Source organism: Pseudomonas reactans, from assembly GCF_013385825.1.
GTDB lineage: Bacteria > Pseudomonadota > Gammaproteobacteria > Pseudomonadales > Pseudomonadaceae > Aquipseudomonas > Aquipseudomonas reactans.
On record NZ_JACAPG010000006.1, the window covers coordinates 320,855 to 344,222 of the forward strand.

The window sequence follows — 23,368 nt, forward strand, 5'->3', positions numbered from 1 at the left end:
GCGAGCTTGCTCGCGAAAAACCCAAGCGCGCCGCGAATTTCCTGATGCTCGCGTCATCGTTGATGTTTTTCGCGAGCAAGCTCGCTCCTACAGAGGGAGGCTTTGAGCATCGATAATACAGTTTCGGCCGCTGTGCTTGGCTTCATACAGCGCCTGATCCGCACTCAGCAACAACGCCTCCAACGACTGTCGACTGCGCTTGTCCCACGTGCTCATGCCAATACTCACCGTAATCGGCTGCTCATCCCCTCCCACCCTCGGCAAGTGCTCGATACCGCTGCGGATATGCTCGGCAATCACCCAGGCGCCCTGGGCGTCGGTCACCGGCAGCACTACTGCAAACTCTTCGCCGCCATAACGTGCGGCCAGGTCGGCCGGGCGGCGGATGTTGGTGCCGATTACCTGGGCGACGGTGCGTAATGCTGCATCGCCGCCGTGATGGCCATGACGGTCGTTGAACGCCTTGAAGTGGTCCACATCAATCATCAACACGGTCAGCGGTTCGGTCGAGCGTTGCGCGCGATCCCATTCCAGACGCAGGCGCTCGTCGAGGATACGGCGGTTGGCCAGGCCGGTGAGCGCGTCGGTAGCTGCCAGTTCTGACAGCACTCGCTCAGTGCGATAGCGGCGGCGCAGTTCCCGGCGCAGCATCCAGGTCAGCCATAACAGCCCAATACAGAGGACGCCGGTGGCGCTACTGACCAGTAGCGCGGCGCGTTGCCAGGGGGCGAACACATCATCGGCGGATAACGCCACTACCACTATTAGCGGCAGCTCTCCGACGTTGCTGAACGTATACAGCCGTTCCTGGCCAGAAATGGCAGAAATCGCCCGGAAACTGCCTTGGCCCTCGCGCAGCATGCGTTTGAAGTTGGGGCGATCACTCAGATCTTTGTCGATCATGTCGCGCTCCAGCAAGGGCTGCTGGGCCAGGAGAATGCCATGGGTATTCAGCAGATTGACGGAGCTGCCATTACCGATGGCCAGGCGATTGAACAACTGATCGAAATACGCCAAGCGCATGGTCGCCACGGCTACCCCAGCAAACTCGCCATTGGGGCCGGACACCCGGCGGCTGAATGCAATGCGCCACACCTGGTCGCAGGCGCAGTGGATCTTGAATGGCCGGCTGATGAACAACCCCGCCTGGGATGTGGTTTGGTGGGCTTGGAAATAATCGCGATTGGCGAAATTGCGCGGCGTCGGCCACAGCGTCGAAGAGTCTGCAATCACCGCGCCGTTGGCGTTCAGTAACAGCACCTCACCTTTGAAGGGGGCTGCTGTGGATTGATCAAACTGCACAAGGTGCCGGATGTCCGGTGACACCTGGTTCAAGTCCTTGCGCGTGGTGGCGGCGATCAGCCCTTGCAGGGCCAAATCGTAGAGTTCTACGTTGCGCAGCACGTCGGCATTGATCAGTTGAGTGATGTTGCTGGTGGCGCGCTTGGCAGCCTGCAGGGTGCTGGCGTGCTCGCGGATCAGCAGCGCCGCAACGATCACCACGATCAGGACGACAGTGAAACCACTGCCCAGCATCAGAAACAGCTCCGGGCGGGCCGGCGGGGTGCGAGAACTGGCTTGACTCATCGGGCAGACTTCAGCGGTGAGGATGCTGGCAGTTTAGTTCTACCCGATGAAAATTAAATACTTGGTTAAAAAGAAAGATGTGTCCGTCAGAACACGTTGATCGGGTAATCGACGATTACTCGGTACTCATCCACATCCCGATCCACCGCTGAATAGCCGTTGCCGCCGCGATTGGTCGCCCATTGCAGACGCACCGCCAAATCCTTGGCCTTGCCACCCTGGACCACGTACTTCAGGTCGATGTCCCGTTCCCAGTGTTTGGCGTCTTTGCCATCGGCGCTGTACCAGGCGCTGTAGCCACGGCTTTGCGGATCGACCTTGGTCAGATCGGTCTTGCCGCTGATGTAAGACACGGCCGAGGTCAGGCCGGGCATGCCGAGGCCGGCGAAGTCGTAGGCGTACTTGAGCTTCCAGGACCGTTCGTTGGGGCCGTTGAAGTCGGAGTACTGCTGGGAGTTGTCCAGGTAGATGCTGTCGCCCTGGGCGATATAGTCGAACGGCGTGTTGCCGTTGACCCGTTGGTAGGTGGCAGTGACGCTATGGTTTCCCACACCGACGGTGAAATGCAGGCTGTAGGTATTGTTGTCGATATCCCCGAGCAGGGATTGGCCGGTGTCCTGGGTGTGGTAGTAGTGCAGGCCCGGGTTGAGGCTGACCAGGTCATTCAGCGCGTAGGTGTAGTCCAGGTCGTAGTAGTACTGGTTCCACACATCCTTGAGTTCGGAGGCATAGAGGTTGCTGGTCAGCCCTTCGATGCCGCTGAACGACACACCGGCCCAGTTCATGTGCTGGCTGTCGGTATTGTTCGGCAGAGCGCCGTAGCTGGTGCCGATGCGGCGGTGGCCACTCTGGTTGTAGAGTTTGGTAAAGCTGGCCTGGCCGCCTTCGAACATCCAGCCGTCGAAGCTGTGATTGGTCAGGCTGGCGCCACGAAAGGTCTGCGGCAGCATGCGGGTCATGCCACCGGCGATCACCGGGTTGCTGAGGAACAGGTCACCGGCCTTCAACTCGGTATCGAATGCGCGCATTTTCAGGGTGCCGCCGGCCGTCGAGAACGAACCGGGCGCCTTGCCGTTGCCACTGCCGTACGGAAGGATGCTGGACCCATCGGTGCCGCCACCGCCATCCAGTTTGAGGCCGAGCATGGCGTGGGCGTCCAGGCCGAAGCCGACGGTGCCTTGGGTGTAGCCGGATTCGAAGGTGCCGAGGAAACCCTGGCCCCATTCCTTGCTGTCATCGGTGTGAATGTCGCGACGGTCGCGGTTCATGTAGTAGTTGCGGGTGTTGATGGTGAGGTGGGCGCCTTCGACGAAGCCGTCGGCGGGGGTGGTGTCTGCCGCGTGGGCAAGGGGGGCAATCGTTGCTGCAATCGCGAGGAATAACGGGGTGAACGTCAGCGAGTTCTTCACCGGTGGAGCTCCTTTGGTCAATCGAAAACGGCCAATGTCGTTGGGTGTGCCTGGCCTTTTTTACGGCAAAAAAAAGCCGCTGAAGTCAGCGGCTTTAAGACAGATTCCCAGTGTAGAGCCCTGGAAAAAAGTCGAGGGAAATTCGGGTAAGCGGAGACTGCCTTTGCCGTCGCGCTCATCGATGCGTCAAATTAACGCAGGCGAGCGGTACGATACAGAGTGTAACAAGATAATGACTGTTGCCCAAATCGCAACAGTCAGAGGTTAGACCGGCAGGGTAATGCCAAACGTATTCCCGCCGCCGTCGCTGCGCACGAACACATCGCCGCCGTGCATCAGGGCAATCGCCTTGACGATGGCTAGCCCCAGGCCGTGATTGGCCCCGCTGTTGCTGCGCGACGCGTCCACCCGATAGAAGCGTTCGAACAGGCGCGGCAGATGCTCGCTGGCAATCGCATCGCCAGGGTTGGTCACGCCGATGGCCACCTGGTGCTCCTGCACCTCGATGTTCACAACGATAACCTGACCCGGCGCGGTGTGTTGTACCGCATTGCTCAGCAGGTTGATCAGGGCACGGCGCAGGTGGGCTTTTTCGATCTGCACCGTGGCATCGCCGCGTACCTGCACCTCGACTTGCGCGTCTTCGAGGATGAAGTCCAGGTAGTCGAGGGTGGTCGCTACTTCGTCGGCCAGGGAGCTTTCGATCAGCTTGGTGGCCTTGCTGCCCTGGTCGGCGCTGGCCAGGAACAGCATGTCGTTGATGATCGAGCGCAGGCGCTCCAGTTCTTCAAGATTGGATTGCAGCACCTCGAAGTAATGTTCGGCCGACCGCCCGCGGGTCAGGGCCACTTGGGTCTGGCCGATCAGGTTGGTCAACGGCGAGCGCAGTTCGTGGGCCACATCGGCGTTGAACGATTCCAGTCGCGAATAGGCCTGCTCGACGCGGTCCAGCGTAGCGTTGAACGAGTTGACGAACTGGCTCAGTTCCGGCGGCAATGGCGAGAGTTGCAGGCGCCCGGAGAGCTTGGGCGGTGCGAGTTTCTGCGCTTCATCCGAAAGCTTGCCCAACGGCTTTAGGCCGATGCGCGCGACCCAGAAACCCAGTAACGAAGCGAGCACCACGCCGACCAATGCGAGACTGACCAGCGCAACCAGCAGGTGGTGCTGGGTGGCCCGGAAGTTTTCGGTGTCGATGGCAATCATGAAGCGCAGCGGCGGGCGCTGATCCTTGGCCGGGAACTGGCTCACCAGCACCTTGAGCGGATATTCGCGCCCCGGCAGGCGCAGGTCGCGTTTGCCCGTCGGCCCTTCGGCAAAGGCGCGGATCTGTACGTCGGGGTTGCCATACTCGTAGTTTGGATCGCTGCTCACGACCCAGAAGCGGATGCGTTTGTCCTCCTCGCCCAACAATTTGAGCTTGGCCTGCATCTTCACCCAATGGTCCGGCGTGCCGAAACGGTTTACCGAAGACTCCAACACGCTGTAACGCGCATCCAGCTCGGCGCCCGGCAACAAGCCCAGGCTGCGGTCCACCTGTTGATACAGCGCGCCGCCGATCAACAGGAAGATCAGCGCCGCCACCAGGGTGAACAGGCTGCTCAGGCGCAGGGCAATGGAGTTAGTTGCCACTCCGGCTCTCCAACACATACCCCATGCCCCGGATGGTGTGCAGCAGCTTGGTGTCGAACGGCCCGTCAAGCTTGGCGCGCAGGCGCTTGATCGCGACTTCCACCACGTTGGCGTCGCTGTCGAAATTGATGTCCCAGACCATCTCCGCAATCGCGGTCTTGGACAGGATCTCACCCTGGCGCCGCGCCAATACGCTGAGCAGCGAGAATTCCTTGGCGGTCAGGTCCAGGCGCAGGCCGTTGCGACTGGCCTTGCGGCTGATCAGGTCGATCCACAGGTCGGCGACGGTCACCTGCACCGGCTCATGCCCACCGCTGCGACGGGTCAGGGCTTGCAGGCGGGCGACCAGCTCCAGGAAGGAGAAGGGTTTGCCCAGGTAATCGTCGGCGCCTTCGCGCAGGCCACGGATACGATCTTCCACGCGTTCGCGAGCGGTCAGCATGATCACCGGTGTCTGTTTGCGCGCACGCAAGGCGCGCAGCACGCCAAAGCCGTCGAGGCCGGGCAGCATCACGTCGAGCACTATCACTGCGTAGTCGTTTTCGAGCGCCAGGTGCAGGCCCTCGACGCCTTCGCGGGCCACATCGACGGTATAGCCTTGCTCCGTCAGACCACGGTGCAGGTAGTCCGCGGTTTTTTCTTCATCTTCAATAATCAGGACGCGCATATCACCGCCTCAAGCTGTGGTCACCAACGCAGGCGTTGGTGTGGGCCGGTGGAAAAACTTCTCAAGGTACAAGTATATGACCGGTGTGGTGAACAGCGTCAGCGCCTGGCTCACCAGCAGGCCGCCGACCACCGCGATACCCAGCGGCTGGCGCATTTCCGCACCGGGGCCGGCGCCGAGCATCAGCGGCACCGCGCCAAGCAGGGCGGCGAGGGTGGTCATGATGATCGGCCGGAACCGTGTGACACAGGCTTCATAGATCGCATCTTCCGGTGACAGGCCCCTGACACGCTGAGCCTCCAGGGCAAAGTCGATCATCAGGATGCCGTTCTTCTTCACGATGCCGATCAACAGCACCAGGCCGATCAGCGCCATGATCGAAAAGTCCTGCCCCATCAGTGACAGCATGATAAGCGCGCCCAACCCTGCCGAGGGCAAGGTCGAAATGATCGTCAGCGGGTGCACGAAGCTCTCGTACAGCACGCCGAGAATAATGTAGACCGCCACCAGCGCCGCCAGGATCAGCCACGGTTGGCTGGCCAGCGAACTCTGGAACGCCTGGGCAGCGCCCTGGAAGTTGCCGATGATGGTGGTCGGCATGCCAATTTCATTCTTGGCCTGGTTGAGCATGATCACCGCGTCGCCCAGGGCCACGCCCGGCGCCAAGTTGAACGACAGGTTGGCGGCCGGAAACATGCCGTCATGGCTGATCGAAAGCGGCCCCACGGTGGGCGGATCGACTTTGGCCAGGGCCGACAGTGGCACCATCTCGCCTGTCAGCGGCGAGCGCAGGTAGAAGTAGTTGAGGCTCTCGGCCTTGCCGCGTTGTCGGGTGTCCAGTTCCAGCACCACTTGGTACTGGTTGATCTCGGTCTGGAACTCGTTGATCTGGCGTTGGCCGAAAGCATCGTACAGCGCCTGGTCCACATCGGTGGCGGTGAGGCCAAAGCGCGCAGCGGCCTGGCGGTCGATGCTGATGTGGGTGATGCTGCCGCCCAGTTGCAGGTCATTGGACAGGTCGCGGAAGGCCGGGTTGGCGCGCAGTTTTTCGGTGAGGCGCTGGGTCCAGGTATTGAGCGTCGGGCCGTCGTTGCTCTTGAGCACATACTGGTACTGGGCGCGGCTGGGGCCGGAGCTCAAGTTGATGTCTTGCCCGGCGCGCAGGTACAGCACGATGCCCGGCACCTTGGCCAGTTTCGGGCGGATGCGGTCGATGAACTGGCTGGCGGACACATCGCGGTCGCCGCGGTCTTTCAAGGCGATCCAGAAACGGCCGTTGGCGATGGTCTGGTTGCTGCCCGTCACGCCGACCGAGTGCGAAAACGCCTCCACCGCCGGGTCTGCCGTGACGATCTCGGCCAGGGCTTTGTGCTTGGCGACCATGTCCGGGTAGGACACGTCGGCCGCCGCTTCGCTGGTGCCCAGCACAAAACCGGTGTCCTGCACGGGGAAGAAGCCCTTGGGGATAAACACATAGCCGACCACGGCCAAGGCCAGGGTCACCACGAAAATTGCCGCCATGCTGCGTTGATGGGCCAGGGCACGACGCAGGTTGCGTGCATAGCCGGCCAGCAGTCGCTCGCTGAAACCGGGTTTGTCGTGGGCATGATGAGTGGGCGCGCGCATGAACAGCGCGGCCAGTGTCGGCGCCAACGTCAGCGAGACCACCACCGAAATCAGGATGGTCGAGGTCGCCGTCAAGGCAAACTCCTTGAACAACCGCCCAACCACCCCGCCCATGAACAGCAGCGGAATGAACGCCGCCACCAGCGAGAAACTGATCGACACCACGGTAAAGCCGATTTCACCGGCGCCCTTGATCGCGGCCTCGCGTTTGTCGAGCCCGGCTTCCAGGTGGCGGTGAATGTTTTCCACCACCACGATCGCATCGTCCACCACAAACCCCACGGCGATCACGATCGCCACCAGCGTGAGGTTGTTCAAGCTGAAGCCCATCAGGTACATCAGCGCAAAGCTGGCGACCAGCGATACGCCCAGCACACTGGACACAATCATCGTTGCCGACAATTGGCGCAGGAACAGCGCCATCACCGCCACCACCAGCAGGATGGCGATCAACAGCGTCACCTCCACTTCATGCAGGGAGGCGCGAATGGTCTTGGTACGGTCAGTCAATACGCTGACCTGCACCGACGCCGGCAGCATGGCTTGCAGGCGCGGTAGCTCGGCTTGAATGCGGTCCACGGTCTCGACGATGTTCGCGCCGGGTTGGCGCGAGATCACCAGGTTGACGCCAGGCGTGTCGCCGGACCAGGCCTGTACGTAGGCGTTTTCCGAACCGTTGATGACCTTGGCGATATCCCGCAGTTGAACGGGTGCTCCGTCCTTGTAGGACACGATTAACTGCGCGTAGTCCTCCGGATGAAACAACTGGTCGTTGGTCGACAGGGTCGACACGCTGTTCTCGCCGTAGATCGCGCCCTTGGCCAGGTTGAGGCTCGATTGCTGGATGGCCAGGCGGATATCGGCCAGGGTCAGGCCGATGGCGGCGAGTTTGTCTGGCGATGCTTGGACGCGGATCGCCGGGCGCTGCTGGCCGGTGATGTTGATCTGGCCAACGCCGTCGATCTGGCTGATCTGCCTGGCCAGCAGGGTTTCCACGTAATCACTCAGTTCGGTGCTGGGCATGCTGTTGGAGCTGACGCTGAGGATCAGTACCGGGCTGTCCGCCGGGTTGACCTTCTTCCACGTCGGCAGGCTCGGCATATCGCTGGGCAGCTTGCCGGACGCGGTGTTGATCGCCGCCTGTACTTCCTGCGCGGCAGTATCGATGCTTTTGTTCAGGGTGAATTGCAGGGTCAGGAGACTTGAACCCAAGGCACTGCTGGAGGTCATTTGCGTCATGCCGGGAATGGCGCTGAATTGCACCTCCAACGGCGTGGCCACGGACGAAGCCATGGTGTCCGGGCTGGCACCGGGCAAGGTGGCAGTGACCTGGATCGTCGGAAATTCCGCTTCCGGCAGTGGGGCGATCGCCAGGCGCGGGAAGGCAATGAGCCCGAGCAGCACCAGGGCAAAGGTCAGCAGCAGGGTGGCGACCGGGTGGTCGACGCACCAGGCTGACGGCGAACGGCTCATGGCTGCACCTTGGCATCAACGGTCTGGATCACCTGCGGCGGTTCCTTGAGGACCTCCACCTGGGCACCGGCCTTGAGCCGCGACTGGCCGTCGCTGACCAGCACATCGCCGGGCTGCACGCCTTTGATGATATTGATGTCGCTGTCTTGGTAGGTGACCTGCACTGGGACCACATCCACTTTGTCACCGTTGACCCGGTATACGAAGTGCGAATCCAGGCCGCGTTGCACCACCGTCGGCGGAACCACCAGCGCATTTTTGTCGAGGGCGGTCTGGATCTTGATGGTCACCAGTTGCCCCGGCCACAGGCGCTGCGAGGCATTGTTGAATTCAGCTTTGGCGCGCAGGGTGCCGGTGGTGGAGCTGATCTGGTTGTCGATCAGGCTCAAGTGGCCTTCGCCGAGCAAGTCGCCGGTCTGGCCATCGGTGTCGGCACCCAGGTAGGCATCGACGCTGGCTTTTGTGGGCGCTGCGATCAGGCCCTGCAAGGTGGGCAGCATCTGTTGCGGCAGGGAGAACTCGACGGCAATCGGGTCGATCTGAGTCACGGAAAACAGGCCTTGGGTGTCGGCGGTGCGCAGGAAGTTGCCTTCATCCACGGTGCGAATACCGACACGACCACTGACCGGCGAACGAATCTGGGTGTAGGAAAGTTGTACCTGAGCCGAATCGATTGCGGCCTGGTTGCCTTGCGCGGTGGCCTTGAGCTGGTTGACCAGGGCTTGTTGCTGGTCATAAGTCTGCTTGGACACGCCGTCGTCGACGCTCAATTCCTTGTAGCGCTTGAGGTTGACCAGCGCCACCTGCAATTGCGCCTGGCTTTCGCCCAGTTGAGCCTTGGCCTGGTCCAGGCTGGCGCGGATCGAGCGGTCGTCGATGGTCGCCAGCAGGTCACCGGCCTTGACCAGTTGGCCTTCCTTGACCAGCAATTTAGTCAGAATGCCGTCCACTTGCGGGCGAATCACCACACTGTGCAGCGACAGCACCGAACCAATCCCGCTGACAAAGCGCGGAATATCCTGTTGCGCCACGCTTACCACCCGTACCGGAATTGCAGTGGGCGCCGCCAGTTTGGACTTGGCCGGGCGGCTCAGTGCCCAGGCTGCAACGGCCAACACCACGAGGACACCCACGATCAGGGCGGTTTTGCGTTGAATGTGCATGGGGTGAGGCGCCAGGGCAAAGGATTGGAGGTGTGTGAGGCCTTTATAGCCCGCCAACCCGGTCAGCACGGTGACTGCTAACTGACAGCGCTGTCAGTAAAGGCCGACCATTCGTACAGGCGATGGTTAAAGATCCGAGGCGGGCAGGTATACTGCGCGCCAGCGTGGCCAGCAAGCAGGTCCCGCGTCATTTCTTGCACGCTCCGGAGCTTCCATGACTTCCCCGACACAACCCCCTGTTGAAGCGGCCGACCTCGTCGATCCGGCCAGCGCCGAAGGCGTTGAAAAAGCCGAGATCCCGGCGTTCAAGTTTCCCTTCAAGCCGGGTGAGCTGGCTGGGGCCAAGAATGTTGCCCAGCCCTGGTACAAGAATGGGGCCAAGAACGGCCACACCAAGTCCCCGGGCATGGCCCCGCCGGGCACCCGACGCTCCATGGGTAAACGTTAAGATCAATCGGTTGTAATATTTGGCGGATGTTGCCTACAGCTCCCGTCGATGTTTCTGCTTGTAGGCATGCGACCGTTTCTTGAAAGCTTGCACAGCTTTCGCGCTTCCCTGGGTTTTTAGTGGGGGGAGCGCAGCGTGCACTTTCTGGAAAAGGACGTTTCCTGTGGCTCTGATACACCTTTGTGTAGCGCTTGTCCTATTGCTCGCGGTGGATGCCGTCGCAGGCATTGATCAACCACGGCGCGAAATCCGTTTTGCGGTTGCCGCGTTGTTCCCTCCCTTCCAGAGTCGCGATCCGCAAGGGCAACTGGTCGGCATGCACATCGAGCTCGGTAATGCCCTGTGCCAGCAATTGAATGTGCGCTGTACCTGGATCGATCAGGTGCTGGTCGAAAACTTCGACGACCTTGACGCCCGAAAATTCGATGCAATCATGGGCATTGCCTTCACTCCTCAACGGCGGCGCCGGGTGAGTTTCACCGATAACCTCTACCCGTTCACTACGCGCCTCGTTGCGCACAGGGCCTCGGGTCTCATGCCGACTACAAAGTCACTCAAAGGCAAGCGTGTCGGCGTTTTGCTGGGGAGTAATCGCGAAGCCTTTGCCTTGTCTCAGTGGGCTCGCGAAGGCGTGATCATCAGAAGTTTTTGGCTCAACGACGAACTGGTCCGTAGCCTGGTGGCAGGGCATATCGATGCGACACTGCAGGGCCCCGTGGAAATCCGCAACGTACTGCTCGACACCGCTGCCGGCGCGGATTTCGACTTCCTGGGCCCTGCTGTTTCCGCTGAGCTGCTGGGCGACGGCATCGCGATCGCATTGCGCAACACCGACACTGCGTTGCGTACTGAACTCAACCGCGCCCTCGAACAGCTCAAGCACAATGGTGAATACCAACGGATCCTTGCGCCTTATCGATTGGACCCAAAATGATGGCTAATTAATTGCGCGGAACATGAGCTGGATCAGTATTTGCCCTCTCGGTGCGCTTAGAGTCGACGCCCTGCCGACTCCTCCAATAATTACGAGCGCGCTTCTCCATGAAGATCAATCTGCCGGTCACCGGTCGGAATGTGGACTTTGCCCCCGACGCCAACATCCTTTCGACCACCGACCTGACCAGCGCGATGACCTACGCCAACCAGGATTTCATCGACATCAGCGGCTACAGCCGTGACGAACTGCTGGGCATGCCGCATAACGTCCTGCGCCACCCGGATATGCCGCCCGAGGCGTTTGCCCACATGTGGCAAACCCTCAAGGGCGGGCGGTCGTGGATGGGCATGGTGAAAAACCGTTGCAAGAACGGCGATCACTATTGGGTCAGCGCCTATGCCACGCCGGTCACCCGCGACGGAGCGACGGTGGAGTATCAATCGGTGCGCACCAAGCCGGATGCCCGCAGAATTGCCTTGGCAGAGCGGATCTACGCACGCTTGCGAGCCGGCCAGCGCCCGACGTGGCCGGCCATCGGCATGGGCATGAAACTGCTGGCTTGGGTCGCCGTCACCTGTGGTGCGACCTGGGCGTTGGGTCTGGGCCTGGCGGAACACGCCTTGGCTTGGCAAATACTAGCGCTTCTGGCGGGATGTTCGGTCGGGGCTGTGGGTGTGCGTGCGATCCTGCGGCCCTTGGCCCAGTTGCAAGAACGGGCGCGCCGCATCGCCGACAATCCCCTGAGCCAGGTTATCTATACCGGACGTCGCGACGAGTGCGGGCAAATCGAATTTGCCCTGCATATGCTCGAAGCCCAGGTGGGGGCTGTGGTGGGCCGTATCGGCGATGCCTCTCAGCGCCTGTCCGGGCATGCCGCGCAATTGGTGCGGCACCTCGACAGCAGCCACGCCAGCAGCCTGGGTCAGCAAACCCAGACCGACCAGGTGGCGGCGGCGATCCACCAGATGGCCGCCAGCGTGGCCGAAATGGCCAACCATGCGCAGCAGGCATCCAAGGCCGCCGACCAGGCTGGCAGCGAAACCCGCGAAGGCCATCAACGTGTGGATCAAAGCCGTGATGCGGTGTTGCGCCTGTCCCAGGAACTCGCGCGTGCCACCGAGGTGATCAACCAATTGGAAAGCCACAGCGGCGAGATCAGCGGCGTGCTGGAAGTGATCCGCACGATTGCCGAGCAGACCAACCTGTTGGCGCTGAATGCCGCTATCGAAGCGGCGCGCGCGGGTGAGCAGGGGCGCGGGTTTGCCGTGGTGGCGGATGAAGTGCGCGGACTGGCCCAGCGCACGCAGCAATCGACCGATGAAATCCAGCGCATGATCAGCACCCTGCAAGGCGGCGCCCGTGATGCGGTGCAGGCCATGGCGCAAAGCAGCGAGCATGTCGAGGCCAGCGTCGAACAAGCACAACGTGCCGCCGCCGCGCTGGATGGCATCAGCCAGCGCGTCACGCAAATCACCGCCATGAGTCTGCAGATCGCAACAGCCGTGGAGGAGCAGAGCATGGTGAGCGAGGACATCAACCGCAATATCGTCGGCATTCGGAACGCGGGGGAGGCCACCGTCAGCGCCGGGCAGCAAAGCCAGCTCAGCTCAAGCGATGTGGCGGCGTTGGCGGAGGATTTGCGTCAATTGGCGCGGGAGTTCTGGTCTAAGCCGCGCGTAGCGGGATAAACGCATAGTTGGCCGGCACCTCGGTCGCAATCTGCGCCCCGGCATCCAGCACCTGCTCGGCGATGTCCAGCCCCGACACATGGAACACCCATTCATTGGCCACGGACGGCTGATTCATCGCCAACTCGATCGCCTGGGCGAATGCACTCATGTCCGGCAGATAGGCCGTAAATCCATCGCCCTTGAGCGCCGTGGTGCGAATGCCCAGCAAGGCACACACCGCTTCCTTGGTCTGCACATCGTCACGGTCGGCCTGGCGCGAGCGGCGGATCAGTTCGGCCAGTTCCTGGTCCAGCAGCTCACCGCCGACGATCAGTGCCGGCCCCTGTTCCCAGGATTCCGGCGGGCAATCCTTGGCGGCGGGGTTCAACGGGATATGTGGGTTGATTTCCATCGGGTAGATGCGGCACACCAATGGGCGGCGCTCATAGATGCGGCACCGGTTGTCTTCGTCAAGATTCCGGCAGCGACCGGCGTTGTAGGCGGCAAAGGTGATTGCCACAAACGCCTCGGTATTGCCGCTGGGCACCACCACCGAACGGCGCTCGGCATGCTCGCGTTGCTGCTGCGGCAGGCCCAGGCCATTGCCGAGGAAGCCTTCCACCAGAACGATGACGTTACCGCCGTCCGCCGCCCACATCCGGGCTTCTGCGAGGGTCAGGGGCACGTGGTGGTCGGAGCAGCATTTGCCGCAACCAACGCAGGAAAATTGAGTATTCATGGCGGATCTGTCACCGGGCTAGGTCAGAGGGCACGCAAGAACGGTGACGGGTTTTTACCTCTGTTCACCGATTCGCTCTCTGGAAGCAAGTAACACGCCAGTGTCTGTCAGTCCTGTGGCACCACATCGCGCAGGACAAGTTTCATGCCCGCGCTTTCGTACAGTTGGCGGGCACGCCCATTGCTCTCCAGCACCTTGAGGTCCACATAGGGTTCGCCGCGTTGCTTGAACGCCTGGAAGCTGTGCAGCAACAAGGCACGCCCCAGCCCTTGGCCTTGGGCGCAAGGATGAATGGAAAGGTTCTTGATAAAGGCGCTGGTCCAGCACTGGGCCACGCCGAGAATGCCGTCGTCGTTGCTGACCACCAGGCACAGGGTGGGATCGAACTCGGCATCGGTGGTGAACTGGTGCTGCCAGGTTTCCAGGTTGGGCACGCGACCGCCGCCCTGGTCCTGGGTCAGGCACAACACGGCATGAATCGCCGGAGCCAGGTCGTCGCGGTAGTGGTCTAGCTGCACACCGGCGGGCCATTGCGGGGCGGGCAGGCTGCCGGTGAGGTCGCGGCGCAGCAGTTGGAAATAATCGCTCACAGGCCTTTTTGCGCCACCGTTTGAGCGGCCACCACCAGGCACTTGGTCAGCTCTGGCGAGGAGAATTTGGTGAGCACGGCGTCGGCGCCGGCCAACCGGGCTTTTTCGCTGTTCATCGCACTGTCCAGGGAGGTGTGCAGCAGTACATAGAGGTGCTGGAAATCCGGGGTTTCGCGCAGGGTGCGGGTCAGGGCGTAGCCGTCCATTTCCGACATTTCGATGTCAGACACCACCACATTGATCTGCTCGACCGTGCCTTGCAGCTCCAGCAGCACATCGATGGCTTCCTTGGCACTGCGCGCGGTGTGGCAGGTGAGACCGAGGTTGCGCAGGGTATGCACCGATTGCTGCAGGGCGACCTGGCTGTCGTCCACCACCAGGATGCGCGCATTGCCGAGCACTTCGGCCTCTTCCATGGTCAGGTCGGTCGGCGCCGCTTCGATCGGTGCCGGGGCGATGCCGTGGATGACTTTCTCGATATCCAGCACCTGCACCAGGCCGCCTTCCACCTGGGTGACGCCGGTGATGAACGCGCGATTGCCGCCGGAGCCATAGGGCGGCGGGCGGATGTCGGTGGTCAGGCAATGCACGATCTTGCTCACCGCCTGCACATGCAAGCCCTGCTTGGATCGGCTCACGTCGGTGACGATCAGGCAGCCGCCGTCGGGATCTGCCAAAGGCATTTCGCCGAGGGCGCGACTCAGGTCGATCACCGCCAGCGAGTTACCGCGCAGGGTAGCGATGCCTTTGACGTGGGGGTGCGACTCCGGCAGCTTGGTCAGCGGCGGGCAGGGAATGATTTCGCTGACTTTCAGCAGGTTGATCGCCATCAGCTTGCCGCTGCGCAAGGTAAAGAGCAGAAGCGAGAGTGAGTCTGCGCGGGCTTTGGTGGTGGACATAAAAACCTTCTGTGGATCAGGGATGACGATCTTCTATGGAAGGTTATCGACCTGTGCACCCAAAACTGTAGGAGCGAGCTTGCTCGCGAAAAACTCAAGGGCACCGCGTCTATCCAGGATGGGCGCGTTATCGTTGATGCTTTTTCGCGAGCAAGCTCGCTCCTACAGTGGGAACGGTCAGGCCCTTAAAGTCAGCCCTTCCACACCTGCGGGTTCACCAGGTCCTGCGGACGTTGGCCCAGCAAGGCGCTGCGCAGGTTGTCCAGGGCGCGGTTGGCCATGGCTTCGCGAGTTTCGTTCGTGGCCGAGCCGATGTGCGGCAAGGTCACGGCGTTGCTCAGTTGGAACAGCGGCGACTCGGCCAGCGGCTCCTGCTCATACACATCCAGCCCGGCGCCACGGATGCGCTGGTTTTGCAGGGCTTCGATCAGCGCCGGCTCGTCGACTACCGGGCCACGGGAGATATTGATCAGAATCGCGCTGGACTTCATCAAGCCCAGCTCGCGGGTGCTGATCAGGTGGCGGGTCTTGTCGCTCAACGGCACCACCAGGCACACGAAATCTGCCTCGGCCAGCAGCTCATCCAGGCTGCGAAATTGCGCGCCCAGTTCCTGCTCCAGTGCCGGCTTGCGGCTATTGCCGCTGTACAGGATCGGCATGTTGAAACCCAGGCGCCCACGCCGGGCCACGGCCGCGCCGATATTGCCCATGCCGACGATGCCCAGGGTCTTGCCATGCACATCGCACCCGAACAACGGCGCGCCGACGCTGGCTTTCCACTGGCCGGCCTTGGTCCAGGCATCCAGTTCTGCCACGCGGCGGGCGCTGCTCATGAGCAGGGCGAAGGCCAGGTCGGCGGTGCTTTCGGTGAGCACGTCGGGGGTGTTGGTGAGCATGATCCCGCGTTCGTTGAAGTACGCCACATCGTAGTTGTCATAGCCCACTGAAACGCTGGACACCACTTCCAACTTGCTCGCGCCCTGCAACTGCTCGCGCCCCAGCTTACGGCCCACGCCGATCAGGCCGTGGGCGTGGGGCAGGGCTTCATTGAATTGAGCATTGAGGTCGCCCAGCTTGGGGTTGGGCGCGATCACCTCGAAGTCCTGTTGCAGGCGTTCGATCATTTCCGGGGTGACGCGGCTGAAGGCGAGGACAGTCTTTTTCATTGCAGGCGGGCTCATCGACTACGGAAGAATGCCAAGCACGCTAACATTCCTGCTGCCGCTTGTCAGTTGGCCATCCGCACGCCGCTGAGGCTGCCACTCAACTCATACGCCACCAGTTCCGCCTGGTGCGCCGCCAGAATCTCCGGCAGCGAACCGCGCAAGTATTCCACCCAGGTCTTGATCTTCGCATCCAGGTATTGGCGCGACGGGTAGATGGCGTATAGGTTCAGTTCCTGGGAACGGTAGTTGGGCATCACCCGCACCAGGGTGCCATTGCGCAGCCCCTCGATGGCCGCGTACACCGGCAACAGGCCGACGCCCATGCCGCTGGTGATCGCGGTTTTCATCGCGTCGGCCGAGTTCACCAGGAACGGCGAGGTGTTGATCGCCACGCTTTCCTGGCCTTCAGGGCCGTTGAAGGTCCATTTATCCAACTGGATCACCGGGCTGACCAGGCGCAGGCAGGCGTGGTTGAGCAAGTCCTGTGGGCGCTGCGCGCAACCTTTGGCCTTGACGTAATCCGGCGAGGCGCAGGCGATGCTGTAGGTGATGCCCAGGCGCTGGGACACGAAGCCTGAGTCCGGTAGCTCGCTGGCCAGCACGATGGATACGTCGTAGCCCTCATCAAGCAGGTCCGGCACGCGGTTGGCCAGGGTCAGGTCGAAGGTCACGTCCGGGTGGGTACGGCGGTAGCGCGCAATCGCATCGATGACGAAGTGCTGGCCGATACCGGTCATGGTGTGCACTTTCAACTGCCCGGCGGGACGCGCGTGGGCGTCGCTGGCTTCGGCCTCGGCTTCCTCGACGTAGGCCAGGATCTGTTCGCAGCGCAGCAGATAACGTTTGCCGGCCTCGGTCAGCGCGATGCGCCGGGTGGTGCGGTTGAGCAAGCGGGTTTGCAGATGGGCCTCAAGGTTGGAGACCGCGCGCGACACATTGGCCGTGGTGGTGTCCAGTTGCACGGCGGCGGCGGTGAAGCTGCCGGCTTCGGCCACGCAACTGAAGGCGCGCATGTTTTGCAAAGTGTCCATGGAGTGTTCTCAGGGGAGATAACAAATTGTGACAGAAAGTTACGCCGTCCAGTGATCCCTACCAACGGATTATCGCCTGAACGGTAACAAAGATTCACAGGAATACCAGCTTATCGTCGTTCATGGCGCCGCCTAGAATTGCGCCACCTTTCCCGCTCCACCCTCTCAGGAATACGCTTGCCGTGCCGCGTCGCATCAGCAGAGAGCTTAAGACTCTCAGTGTTTGGGCTTTATCGTTAGCAATCAGCGGCTGCATCGGAACCGGAGGAATCGCCCCACAAGGCCAGTCTCTCGACGCCAACCACCTGGCCACCGACGAAGCCATCCAGAGCGCCGCCCAGGACGCCCGCTGGCCCACCGGGCAATGGTGGCAAGCCTACGGCGACGCGCAGCTGAACCGCTGGGTCGACCTGGCCACGCAGCATAGCCCGAGCCTGGCCATGGCTGCCGCGCGAGTGCGCGAGGCGCGGGCCATGGCCGGGATTGCCGAGTCGGCCGAGTCGCTGCAGGTCAATAGCGACACCACCCTCAAGCGCCACAACTGGCCGAAGGATCAGTTCTATGGTCCCGGCGAGCTGAGCGGTGCCAACACCTGGGACAACAATACGTCCCTGGGCCTGAGCTACGCCCTCGACGTGTGGGGCCGCGAAAGCAATGCCACCGAACGTGCCGTCGACCTGGCGCACATGAGCGCCGCCGAAGCGCGCCAGGCCCAACTCGAATTGCAGAACAACGTGGTGCGCGCCTATATCCAGTTGTCGTTGCATTACGCCAACCGCGATATCGTCGCGGCGACCCTGGCGCAACAGCAACAGATCCTCGACCTGGCCAACAAGCGCTTGAATGCCGGGATCGGCACCCACTTCGACGTCAGCCAGGCCGAAACCCCGTTGCCGGAAACCCATCGCCAACTGGACGCCCTCGACGAAGAGATCGCCCTGAGCCGTAACCAGTTGGCGGCCCTGGCGGGCAAAGGCCCGGGGGAAGGCGCGCAGTTGCAACGCCCGAGCCTGTCCCTGGCCGCACCGTTGAAATTGCCGTCGAGCCTGCCCGCGCAGTTGCTCGGCCAACGCCCCGACGTGGTCGCCAGTCGCTGGCAAGTCGCGGCCCAGGCCCGTGGTATCGATGTGGCCCACGCCGGTTTCTACCCCAACGTCGACCTGGTCGGCAGCCTCGGCTACATGGCCACCGGTGGCGGCATGCTGGAATTCCTGGCGGGCAAGAAATTCAACTACAACGTGGGACCTGCGATCACCTTGCCGATCTTCGACGGCGGGCACCTGCGTGCAGAATTGGGCGAAGCCAGCGCCGGTTATGACATCGCCGTCGCCAGGTACAACCAGACCCTGATCAATGCACTCAAGGGCATCAGCGATCAGTTGATCCGCCGTGAATCGATGGACAAGCAAGCCGCCTTCGCCGCGCAATCAGTGGCTTCAGCGCAGAAGACCTACGACATCGCGATGATCGCCTATCAGCGCGGCCTCACCGACTATCTCAATGTACTGAATGCGCAGACCTTGCTGTTTCATCAGCAACAGATCGAGCAACAGGTACAAGCGGCTCGCCTGAGTGCCCACGCCGAACTGGTGACGGCGCTGGGCGGTGGCCTCGGCGCCGGCAACGATGTGCCGCAAGACGCCAAGACCCTCCCGAGCAAGACCCCGGCGGCGCTGGCCGTGTTTGATCACTGAGTAGGATTTGATGACTCCCTTGCCTGCACCGCTGCGCTGGCTGCATTCCCTTGAGTGGCGCCGTGGCTTTTTCGACTGGGCACGCAGCGACGGCGTGACCTGGGTGTATATCTTCAAGGTGCTGATCGCCGCGTTCCTCACGCTGTGGCTGGCCATGCGCCTGGAACTGCCGCAACCACGCACGGCGATGATCACGGTGTTCATCGTGATGCAACCGCAGAGCGGCCAGGTGTTCGCCAAGAGTTTCTATCGCTTCCTCGGCACCCTGGCGGGGTCGGCGGTGATGGTGGTGTTGATCGCGTTGTTTGCCCAGAACACCGAGTTGTTCCTCGGTGCGCTGGCGATCTGGGTGGGCATTTGTACCGCCGGTGCGACGCGCAATCGCAACTTTCGCGCCTATGGTTTTGTGCTGGCCGGTTATACGGCGGCGATGGTCGGTCTGCCGGCCCTGGCGCATCCGGACGGTGCTTTCATGGCGGCGGTGTGGCGGGTGCTGGAAATTTCCCTGGGGATTCTGTGTTCCACCCTGGTCAGCGCCGCGATCCTGCCGCAAACCTCCAGCGCCGCCATGCGCAACGCGTTGTACCAGCGCTTTGGCGTGTTCGCGCTGTTCGTCACCGATGGCCTGCGCGGGCGTAGCCAGCGTGAGGGGTTCGAGGCCAGCAACGTGCGTTTTATCGCCGAAGCGGTGGGCCTGGAAGGGCTGCGCAGTGTGACGGTGTTTGAGGACCCACACATGCGTCGGCGCAACGGCCGGCTCAGTCGCCTCAACAGCGAATTCATGAGCATCACCACACGCTTCAATGCCTTGCACCAGTTGCTGGAGCGCTTGCGCACCGATGAAGCGGACCATGTGGTCGCGGCTATCAAGCCTGGGCTGCAAGACCTTGCTGAAGTGCTCGACGGCTTCTCCGGGCGTGCGCTCACCAGTCCTGATGCAGCGCGCCTGGTCAACCAACTCAGTGCTTACAAGGACGGCCTGCCCGCCAAGGTCCGCAGCCTGCGTGCGGCCTTTCAGGAAGAGAACCCGAGTGACGCCGAGCAGTTGGATTTCCACACCGCCTACGAACTGCTCTACCGTTTTGTCGACGACCTGCATAACTACGCGCAAACCCACGCGTCCCTGGCGGATCACAGCCATGAGCGCGAGCAGTGGGACGAAACCTTCATCCCCAAGACCAACTGGCTGGCCTGCGCCGCCTCGGGGATCCGCGCGTCATTCATCCTCATCGTCTTGGGCAGCTATTGGGTAGCCACCGCCTGGCCCAGCGGCGCGACCATGACCCTGATCGCCGCTGCCACCGTCGGCCTGTCCGCCGCCACGCCGAACCCGAAACGCATGGCGTTCCAGATGGCGTGCGGCACCTTGATCGGCGCGTTGGTCGGCTTTGTCGAAATGTTCTTCGTGTTCCCCTGGATCGACGGCTTCCCGCTGCTGTGCGTGATGCTTGCCCCGGTGATCATCTTTGGCGCGTTCCTCGCTTCGCGCCCGCAATACGCGGGTGTCGGCGTGGGGCTGCTGATCTTCTTCAGCACCGGCTCGGTGCCGGACAACCTGACGATCTACAACCCCTACGCCTTTATCAACGACTACATCGCCATGATCATCGGCATGCTGGTGTGCGCAGCGGCGGGGGCGATCATCCTGCCGCCCAACAGTCGCTGGCTATGGCGTCGTTTGGAGCAGGATCTGCGCGAACAAGTGGTGTATGCGATCAGCGGCAAGCTCAAGGGCTTGGCGTCGAGTTTCGAAAGCCGTACCCGCGATTTGCTGCACCAGGCCTACGGTCTTGCCGTCGGCCAGCCGCAAGTGCAGCGCGACCTGCTGCGCTGGATGTTCGTGGTGCTGGAAGTCGGCCACGCGATCATCGAGTTGCGCAAGGAACAGGCGATTCTCCCGGTGCACCCTGCCTATGCCGAATCCCAGCCGTGGCGCCAGGCGATCCGCGTGATGGGTCGCTCGCTGGTGCGGCTGTTCCTGCAACCCAGCGCGAGCAACCTGGAGCGCGGCCTGATCGCCGTCGACCATGCGATTAGCCGCGTGCAAGCCACCGATGAGCCCTTCGCCCCGCACTTCGACACCTCGGCCCTGCGTCGGGTGAAAAGCTACCTGCACTTTATCCGCACTTCACTGCTCGACCCGCAATCGCCGCTGGCTGCTCTAAAAGGACCCCCGAATGCCCCGTGAAATAGCCTTCCACGGCGTGTACATGCCGACCATGACCCTGATGTTCCTGATCGCAGCCGTATTGGCCTGGGCGCTTGATCGCTTCCTGGCCGGCTTCGACCTGTACCGTTTTTTCTGGCACCCGGCGTTGCTGCGCCTGAGCCTGTTTGTTTGCCTGTTCGGCGCCCTGGCGCTGACCGTCTACCGTTGAGAATGCTCTGATGAAAAAGTTTTTCAGCCTGCTCGCGACCTTGCTGGTACTGGCCTTGGCCATCTGGATTGGCCGCACGCTGTGGGTGCACTACATGGAAACCCCGTGGACCCGCGACGGGCGTGTGCGTGCCGATATCATCAACGTCGCCGCCGACGTCACCGGCGAAGTGGTCGACGTGCCGGTGCGTGACAACCAGTTGGTCAAAAAGGGCGACCTGTTGATGCAGATCGACCCCGAGCACTACCGCATTGCGGTCAAACAGGCGCAATCGCTGGTGGCGTCGCGCAAAGCCACCTGGGAAATGCGCAAGGTCAATGCCCATCGCCGTGCCGACCTTGATGCCCTAGTGATCTCCAGGGAAAACCGCGACGACGCCAGCAACATCGCCGACTCGGCGCTGGCCGATTACCAACACGCGCTGGCACAACTGGAAGCGGCCGAACTCAATTTGAAACGCACGCAAGTGGTGGCGGCGGTGGATGGTTATGTCACCAATCTGAACGTGCATCGCGGCGACTACGCCCGTATCGGCGAAGCCAAGATGGCCGTGGTGGATATGAACTCGTTCTGGGTCTATGGCTTCTTCGAAGAAACCAAGCTGCCCCACGTCAGGGTCGGGGATAAAGCCGATATGCAATTGATGAGCGGCGAGACCTTGAAGGGCCATGTGGAAAGCATCTCGCGCGGCATCTACGACCGCGACAACCCCGAAAGCCGCGAACTGATTGCCGATGTGAACCCGACCTTCAACTGGGTGCGCCTGGCCCAGCGGGTGCCGGTGCGGATTCATATCGATGAGGTGCCGGAAGGGGTGTTGCTAGCGGCGGGGATTACCTGCACCGTGATCGTTGGCCCTGCTCGTTGAATCGAGGCGGGTGTCTAGCCGAAGTAACCACGCAAAACGCCCAAGCCGTCAGGATCAACGCCTGTGATGTTTGCGGCTACGATCACTCGCTGGTCTCCCCGCTCGGTCAATGACACGGGTTTGGTTACGACTGCAGAGTCAATGTAGGTGTAGCCCAGGTTGTTGAAAGCCAGGTTCAGCGAGCCATCGGCATTGAATTGGGCGACATAGATCCCCCTGCCCGTTGAGGCCGTGACAAGCTGTCCCGTGCGGGTGCTCATGATGCACTTCCAGCCATTGTCGCGCGAGCTCTCGAATTGGCTGATCAGGGGCTTGCCGTTATTGAACAGTTGATGCGCTGCGCCGTTGGGCGTTATGGCGCGCAGTAACCCTCTGGTCCTGGTATCGGCAGCGTCCTGGCCGACTTGGCCAGCGCCAACGAGGCTGCCGTCTGCTCGCTGCGTGAGGTCGTTGAGGCTGGCGTGATCGTCAACGTTCTCATCCACAACGTAGTGAAAGCCAGGTGTCTGAAAATTGCCAAAACTGGCGTCCAGCGTACCGTCATGGTTGAACCGGGCGAACAGGGCAGTATTGAGCCCTGGGGCGAGACGGGCATGACCGGCAATCACGATTTTGTGATCGCTGCCCTGGCTGATGCAGGCGTTGATGGCCGTGGCTGCAGTGGGGTCGGTCAGTTTGAAGTCAAGCCTGCCATCGCGGTTAAAACTGTTGTCCAACACTCCGTCTGGTCGCAGGCGAAACAGCGTGCCGGTCGTCAACTCGGTGTTACCACGCTTTAAGTAATTGGCGGTGATCAGAATGTATCCATCAGGCTGCTCGTGCACGGTGGGCGAGTCTTCTATCAACTCGTCGTCTGAATGGGTTGTTAGAACACGCACTCCATTCTCGGCAAAACCCGTATCGAGATCGCCCCGACTGGTGAAGCGTGCGATGGCCAAGGCCGCCCATGGATCGCTTGGTGTAGGCAATGTCCAGCCGAGTATGAGGATTTTTCCATCGCGCTGGACAGTCAGCCTTGAACCTCCGGCGGGTAAACCGGGCACGAACCTGTCGAAAACCAGCCCGTTGTTTCCGAATTTTTTATCAAGGTTGCCCTTGGCGTCCAGGCGGCCCAAACCATATATGTAGCCGGCGTAATCGGGGGCGTCGCGATAAAAGCTGGCGCTGAATAGAACGTTACCGTCTTGATCGGTTGTCAGCCCTTTGATGTGGTGTTGAACGATCAGCTCGGGGTGTTCTTCTACGATCTTGGCCAGGACGGCTTCGCCAAGGGTGCCGAAGGCTGGATCTGGAGTACCAGGTTGTGTGGTAGGCATTTTGGTATTCCGTCATGGGTCAGAGGGACTTGGCGGCATGGGCAGGGTACGAACTCAACCCATGCAACGATGACCCAG

19 protein-coding genes and 1 pseudogene are annotated in these 23,368 nt (G+C 61.7%); 8 read left to right on the top strand and 12 right to left on the bottom strand.

All coding sequences use genetic code 11. The features are described 5' to 3' along the window. Positions 1–87 precede the first annotated feature (87 nt). The 6 genes from HX868_RS07615 to HX868_RS07640 all read right to left on the bottom strand — a co-directional run bounded on the left by HX868_RS07615 (position 88) and on the right by HX868_RS07640 (position 9,554). Complete coding sequence (locus HX868_RS07615) at positions 88–1,587, bottom strand: sensor domain-containing diguanylate cyclase (RefSeq protein WP_177002441.1); 1,500 nt, start codon at positions 1,585–1,587, stop codon at positions 88–90. Positions 1,588–1,673: 86 nt separating this feature from the next. Next, on the bottom strand, positions 1,674–2,996 hold the full coding sequence (locus tag HX868_RS07620) for an OprD family outer membrane porin (RefSeq protein WP_177002442.1): 1,323 nt from the start codon (positions 2,994–2,996) through the stop codon (positions 1,674–1,676). 264 nt (positions 2,997–3,260) lie between these two features. After that, positions 3,261–4,625 carry a heavy metal sensor histidine kinase gene (locus HX868_RS07625; protein ID WP_177002443.1) on the bottom strand — a complete coding sequence of 455 codons (1,365 nt, stop codon included), beginning with the start codon at positions 4,623–4,625 and terminating at the stop codon, positions 3,261–3,263. Further along, positions 4,615–5,292: a heavy metal response regulator transcription factor gene (locus HX868_RS07630; protein WP_016974969.1), complete on the bottom strand. Its 678-nt coding sequence runs from the start codon at positions 5,290–5,292 to the stop codon at positions 4,615–4,617. Before HX868_RS07630 ends, HX868_RS07625 begins: the two co-directional genes overlap by 11 nt. 9 nt (positions 5,293–5,301) lie before the next feature. Continuing rightward, the gene (locus HX868_RS07635) at positions 5,302–8,391 is read right to left on the bottom strand and encodes a multidrug efflux RND transporter permease subunit (protein WP_177002444.1); all 3,090 of its coding nucleotides are present in this window, start codon (positions 8,389–8,391) and stop codon (positions 5,302–5,304) included. Further along, positions 8,388–9,554 (bottom strand): efflux RND transporter periplasmic adaptor subunit, encoded by a 1,167-nt coding sequence (locus HX868_RS07640; RefSeq protein ID WP_177002445.1) that lies wholly within the window; start codon positions 9,552–9,554, stop codon positions 8,388–8,390. The genes HX868_RS07635 and HX868_RS07640 overlap by 4 nt, the downstream gene beginning before the upstream one ends. Before the next feature lie 214 nt (positions 9,555–9,768). Between HX868_RS07640 and HX868_RS07645 the strand changes: the two genes are divergently transcribed. The 4 genes and pseudogenes from HX868_RS07645 (at position 9,769) to HX868_RS07655 (ending at position 12,627) form a co-directional block, all read left to right on the top strand. After that, complete coding sequence (locus HX868_RS07645) at positions 9,769–10,002, top strand: hypothetical protein (protein WP_177002446.1); 234 nt, start codon at positions 9,769–9,771, stop codon at positions 10,000–10,002. A 163-nt stretch (positions 10,003–10,165) separates the two neighbouring features. Next, entirely contained in the window at positions 10,166–10,936 is a 771-nt protein-coding gene (locus HX868_RS07650) for a transporter substrate-binding domain-containing protein (protein WP_177002447.1), read from the top strand. A 194-nt stretch (positions 10,937–11,130) separates the two neighbouring features. After that, a pseudogene (locus HX868_RS31205) lies at positions 11,131–11,325 on the top strand (PAS domain-containing protein); the annotation flags it as partial. Between the two features lie 219 nt (positions 11,326–11,544). Beyond that, positions 11,545–12,627 (top strand): methyl-accepting chemotaxis protein, encoded by a 1,083-nt coding sequence (locus HX868_RS07655; protein ID WP_425504219.1) that lies wholly within the window; start codon positions 11,545–11,547, stop codon positions 12,625–12,627. On the opposite strand, the gene HX868_RS07660 is transcribed toward HX868_RS07655, so the two are convergent. The 5 genes from HX868_RS07660 to HX868_RS07680 form a co-directional block, all read right to left on the bottom strand. Next, positions 12,605–13,348, bottom strand: a complete 744-nt coding sequence (locus HX868_RS07660; RefSeq protein WP_177002449.1) for a YkgJ family cysteine cluster protein — start codon at positions 13,346–13,348, stop codon at positions 12,605–12,607. The genes HX868_RS07655 and HX868_RS07660 overlap by 23 nt on opposite strands. A gap of 107 nt (positions 13,349–13,455) precedes the next feature. Further along, the gene (locus tag HX868_RS07665) at positions 13,456–13,938 is read right to left on the bottom strand and encodes a GNAT family N-acetyltransferase (RefSeq protein ID WP_177002450.1); all 483 of its coding nucleotides are present in this window, start codon (positions 13,936–13,938) and stop codon (positions 13,456–13,458) included. Next, entirely contained in the window at positions 13,935–14,837 is a 903-nt protein-coding gene (locus tag HX868_RS07670) for a chemotaxis protein CheV (protein WP_016974976.1), read from the bottom strand. Before HX868_RS07670 ends, HX868_RS07665 begins: the two co-directional genes overlap by 4 nt. Positions 14,838–15,028: 191 nt before the next feature. Beyond that, the gene (locus HX868_RS07675; RefSeq protein WP_177002451.1) at positions 15,029–16,003 is read right to left on the bottom strand and encodes a 2-hydroxyacid dehydrogenase; all 975 of its coding nucleotides are present in this window, start codon (positions 16,001–16,003) and stop codon (positions 15,029–15,031) included. Positions 16,004–16,065: 62 nt separating this feature from the next. Then, positions 16,066–17,034, bottom strand: a complete 969-nt coding sequence (locus tag HX868_RS07680; RefSeq protein WP_016974978.1) for a LysR family transcriptional regulator — start codon at positions 17,032–17,034, stop codon at positions 16,066–16,068. A gap of 182 nt (positions 17,035–17,216) precedes the next feature. Here HX868_RS07680 and HX868_RS07685 point away from each other — a divergent pair, with 182 nt between their 5' ends. The 4 genes from HX868_RS07685 to HX868_RS07700 are packed head-to-tail and all read left to right on the top strand — an operon-like array spanning position 17,217 to position 21,974. Then, positions 17,217–18,728: an efflux transporter outer membrane subunit gene (locus HX868_RS07685; RefSeq protein ID WP_177002452.1), complete on the top strand. Its 1,512-nt coding sequence runs from the start codon at positions 17,217–17,219 to the stop codon at positions 18,726–18,728. A 10-nt stretch (positions 18,729–18,738) separates the two neighbouring features. Beyond that, the gene (locus HX868_RS07690; RefSeq protein WP_177002453.1) at positions 18,739–20,916 is read left to right on the top strand and encodes an FUSC family protein; all 2,178 of its coding nucleotides are present in this window, start codon (positions 18,739–18,741) and stop codon (positions 20,914–20,916) included. Continuing rightward, a complete protein-coding gene (locus HX868_RS07695) occupies positions 20,906–21,106 on the top strand; it encodes a DUF1656 domain-containing protein (RefSeq protein WP_012722318.1) in 201 nt (66 codons plus the stop codon). The genes HX868_RS07690 and HX868_RS07695 overlap by 11 nt, the downstream gene beginning before the upstream one ends. A 10-nt stretch (positions 21,107–21,116) precedes the next feature. Beyond that, positions 21,117–21,974, top strand: a complete 858-nt coding sequence (locus HX868_RS07700) for an efflux RND transporter periplasmic adaptor subunit (RefSeq protein ID WP_177002454.1) — start codon at positions 21,117–21,119, stop codon at positions 21,972–21,974. 14 nt (positions 21,975–21,988) lie between these two features. Here HX868_RS07700 and HX868_RS07705 read toward each other — a convergent pair whose 3' ends face one another. Continuing rightward, complete coding sequence (locus HX868_RS07705; RefSeq protein WP_177002455.1) at positions 21,989–23,290, bottom strand: hypothetical protein; 1,302 nt, start codon at positions 23,288–23,290, stop codon at positions 21,989–21,991. Positions 23,291–23,368 lie beyond the last annotated feature (78 nt).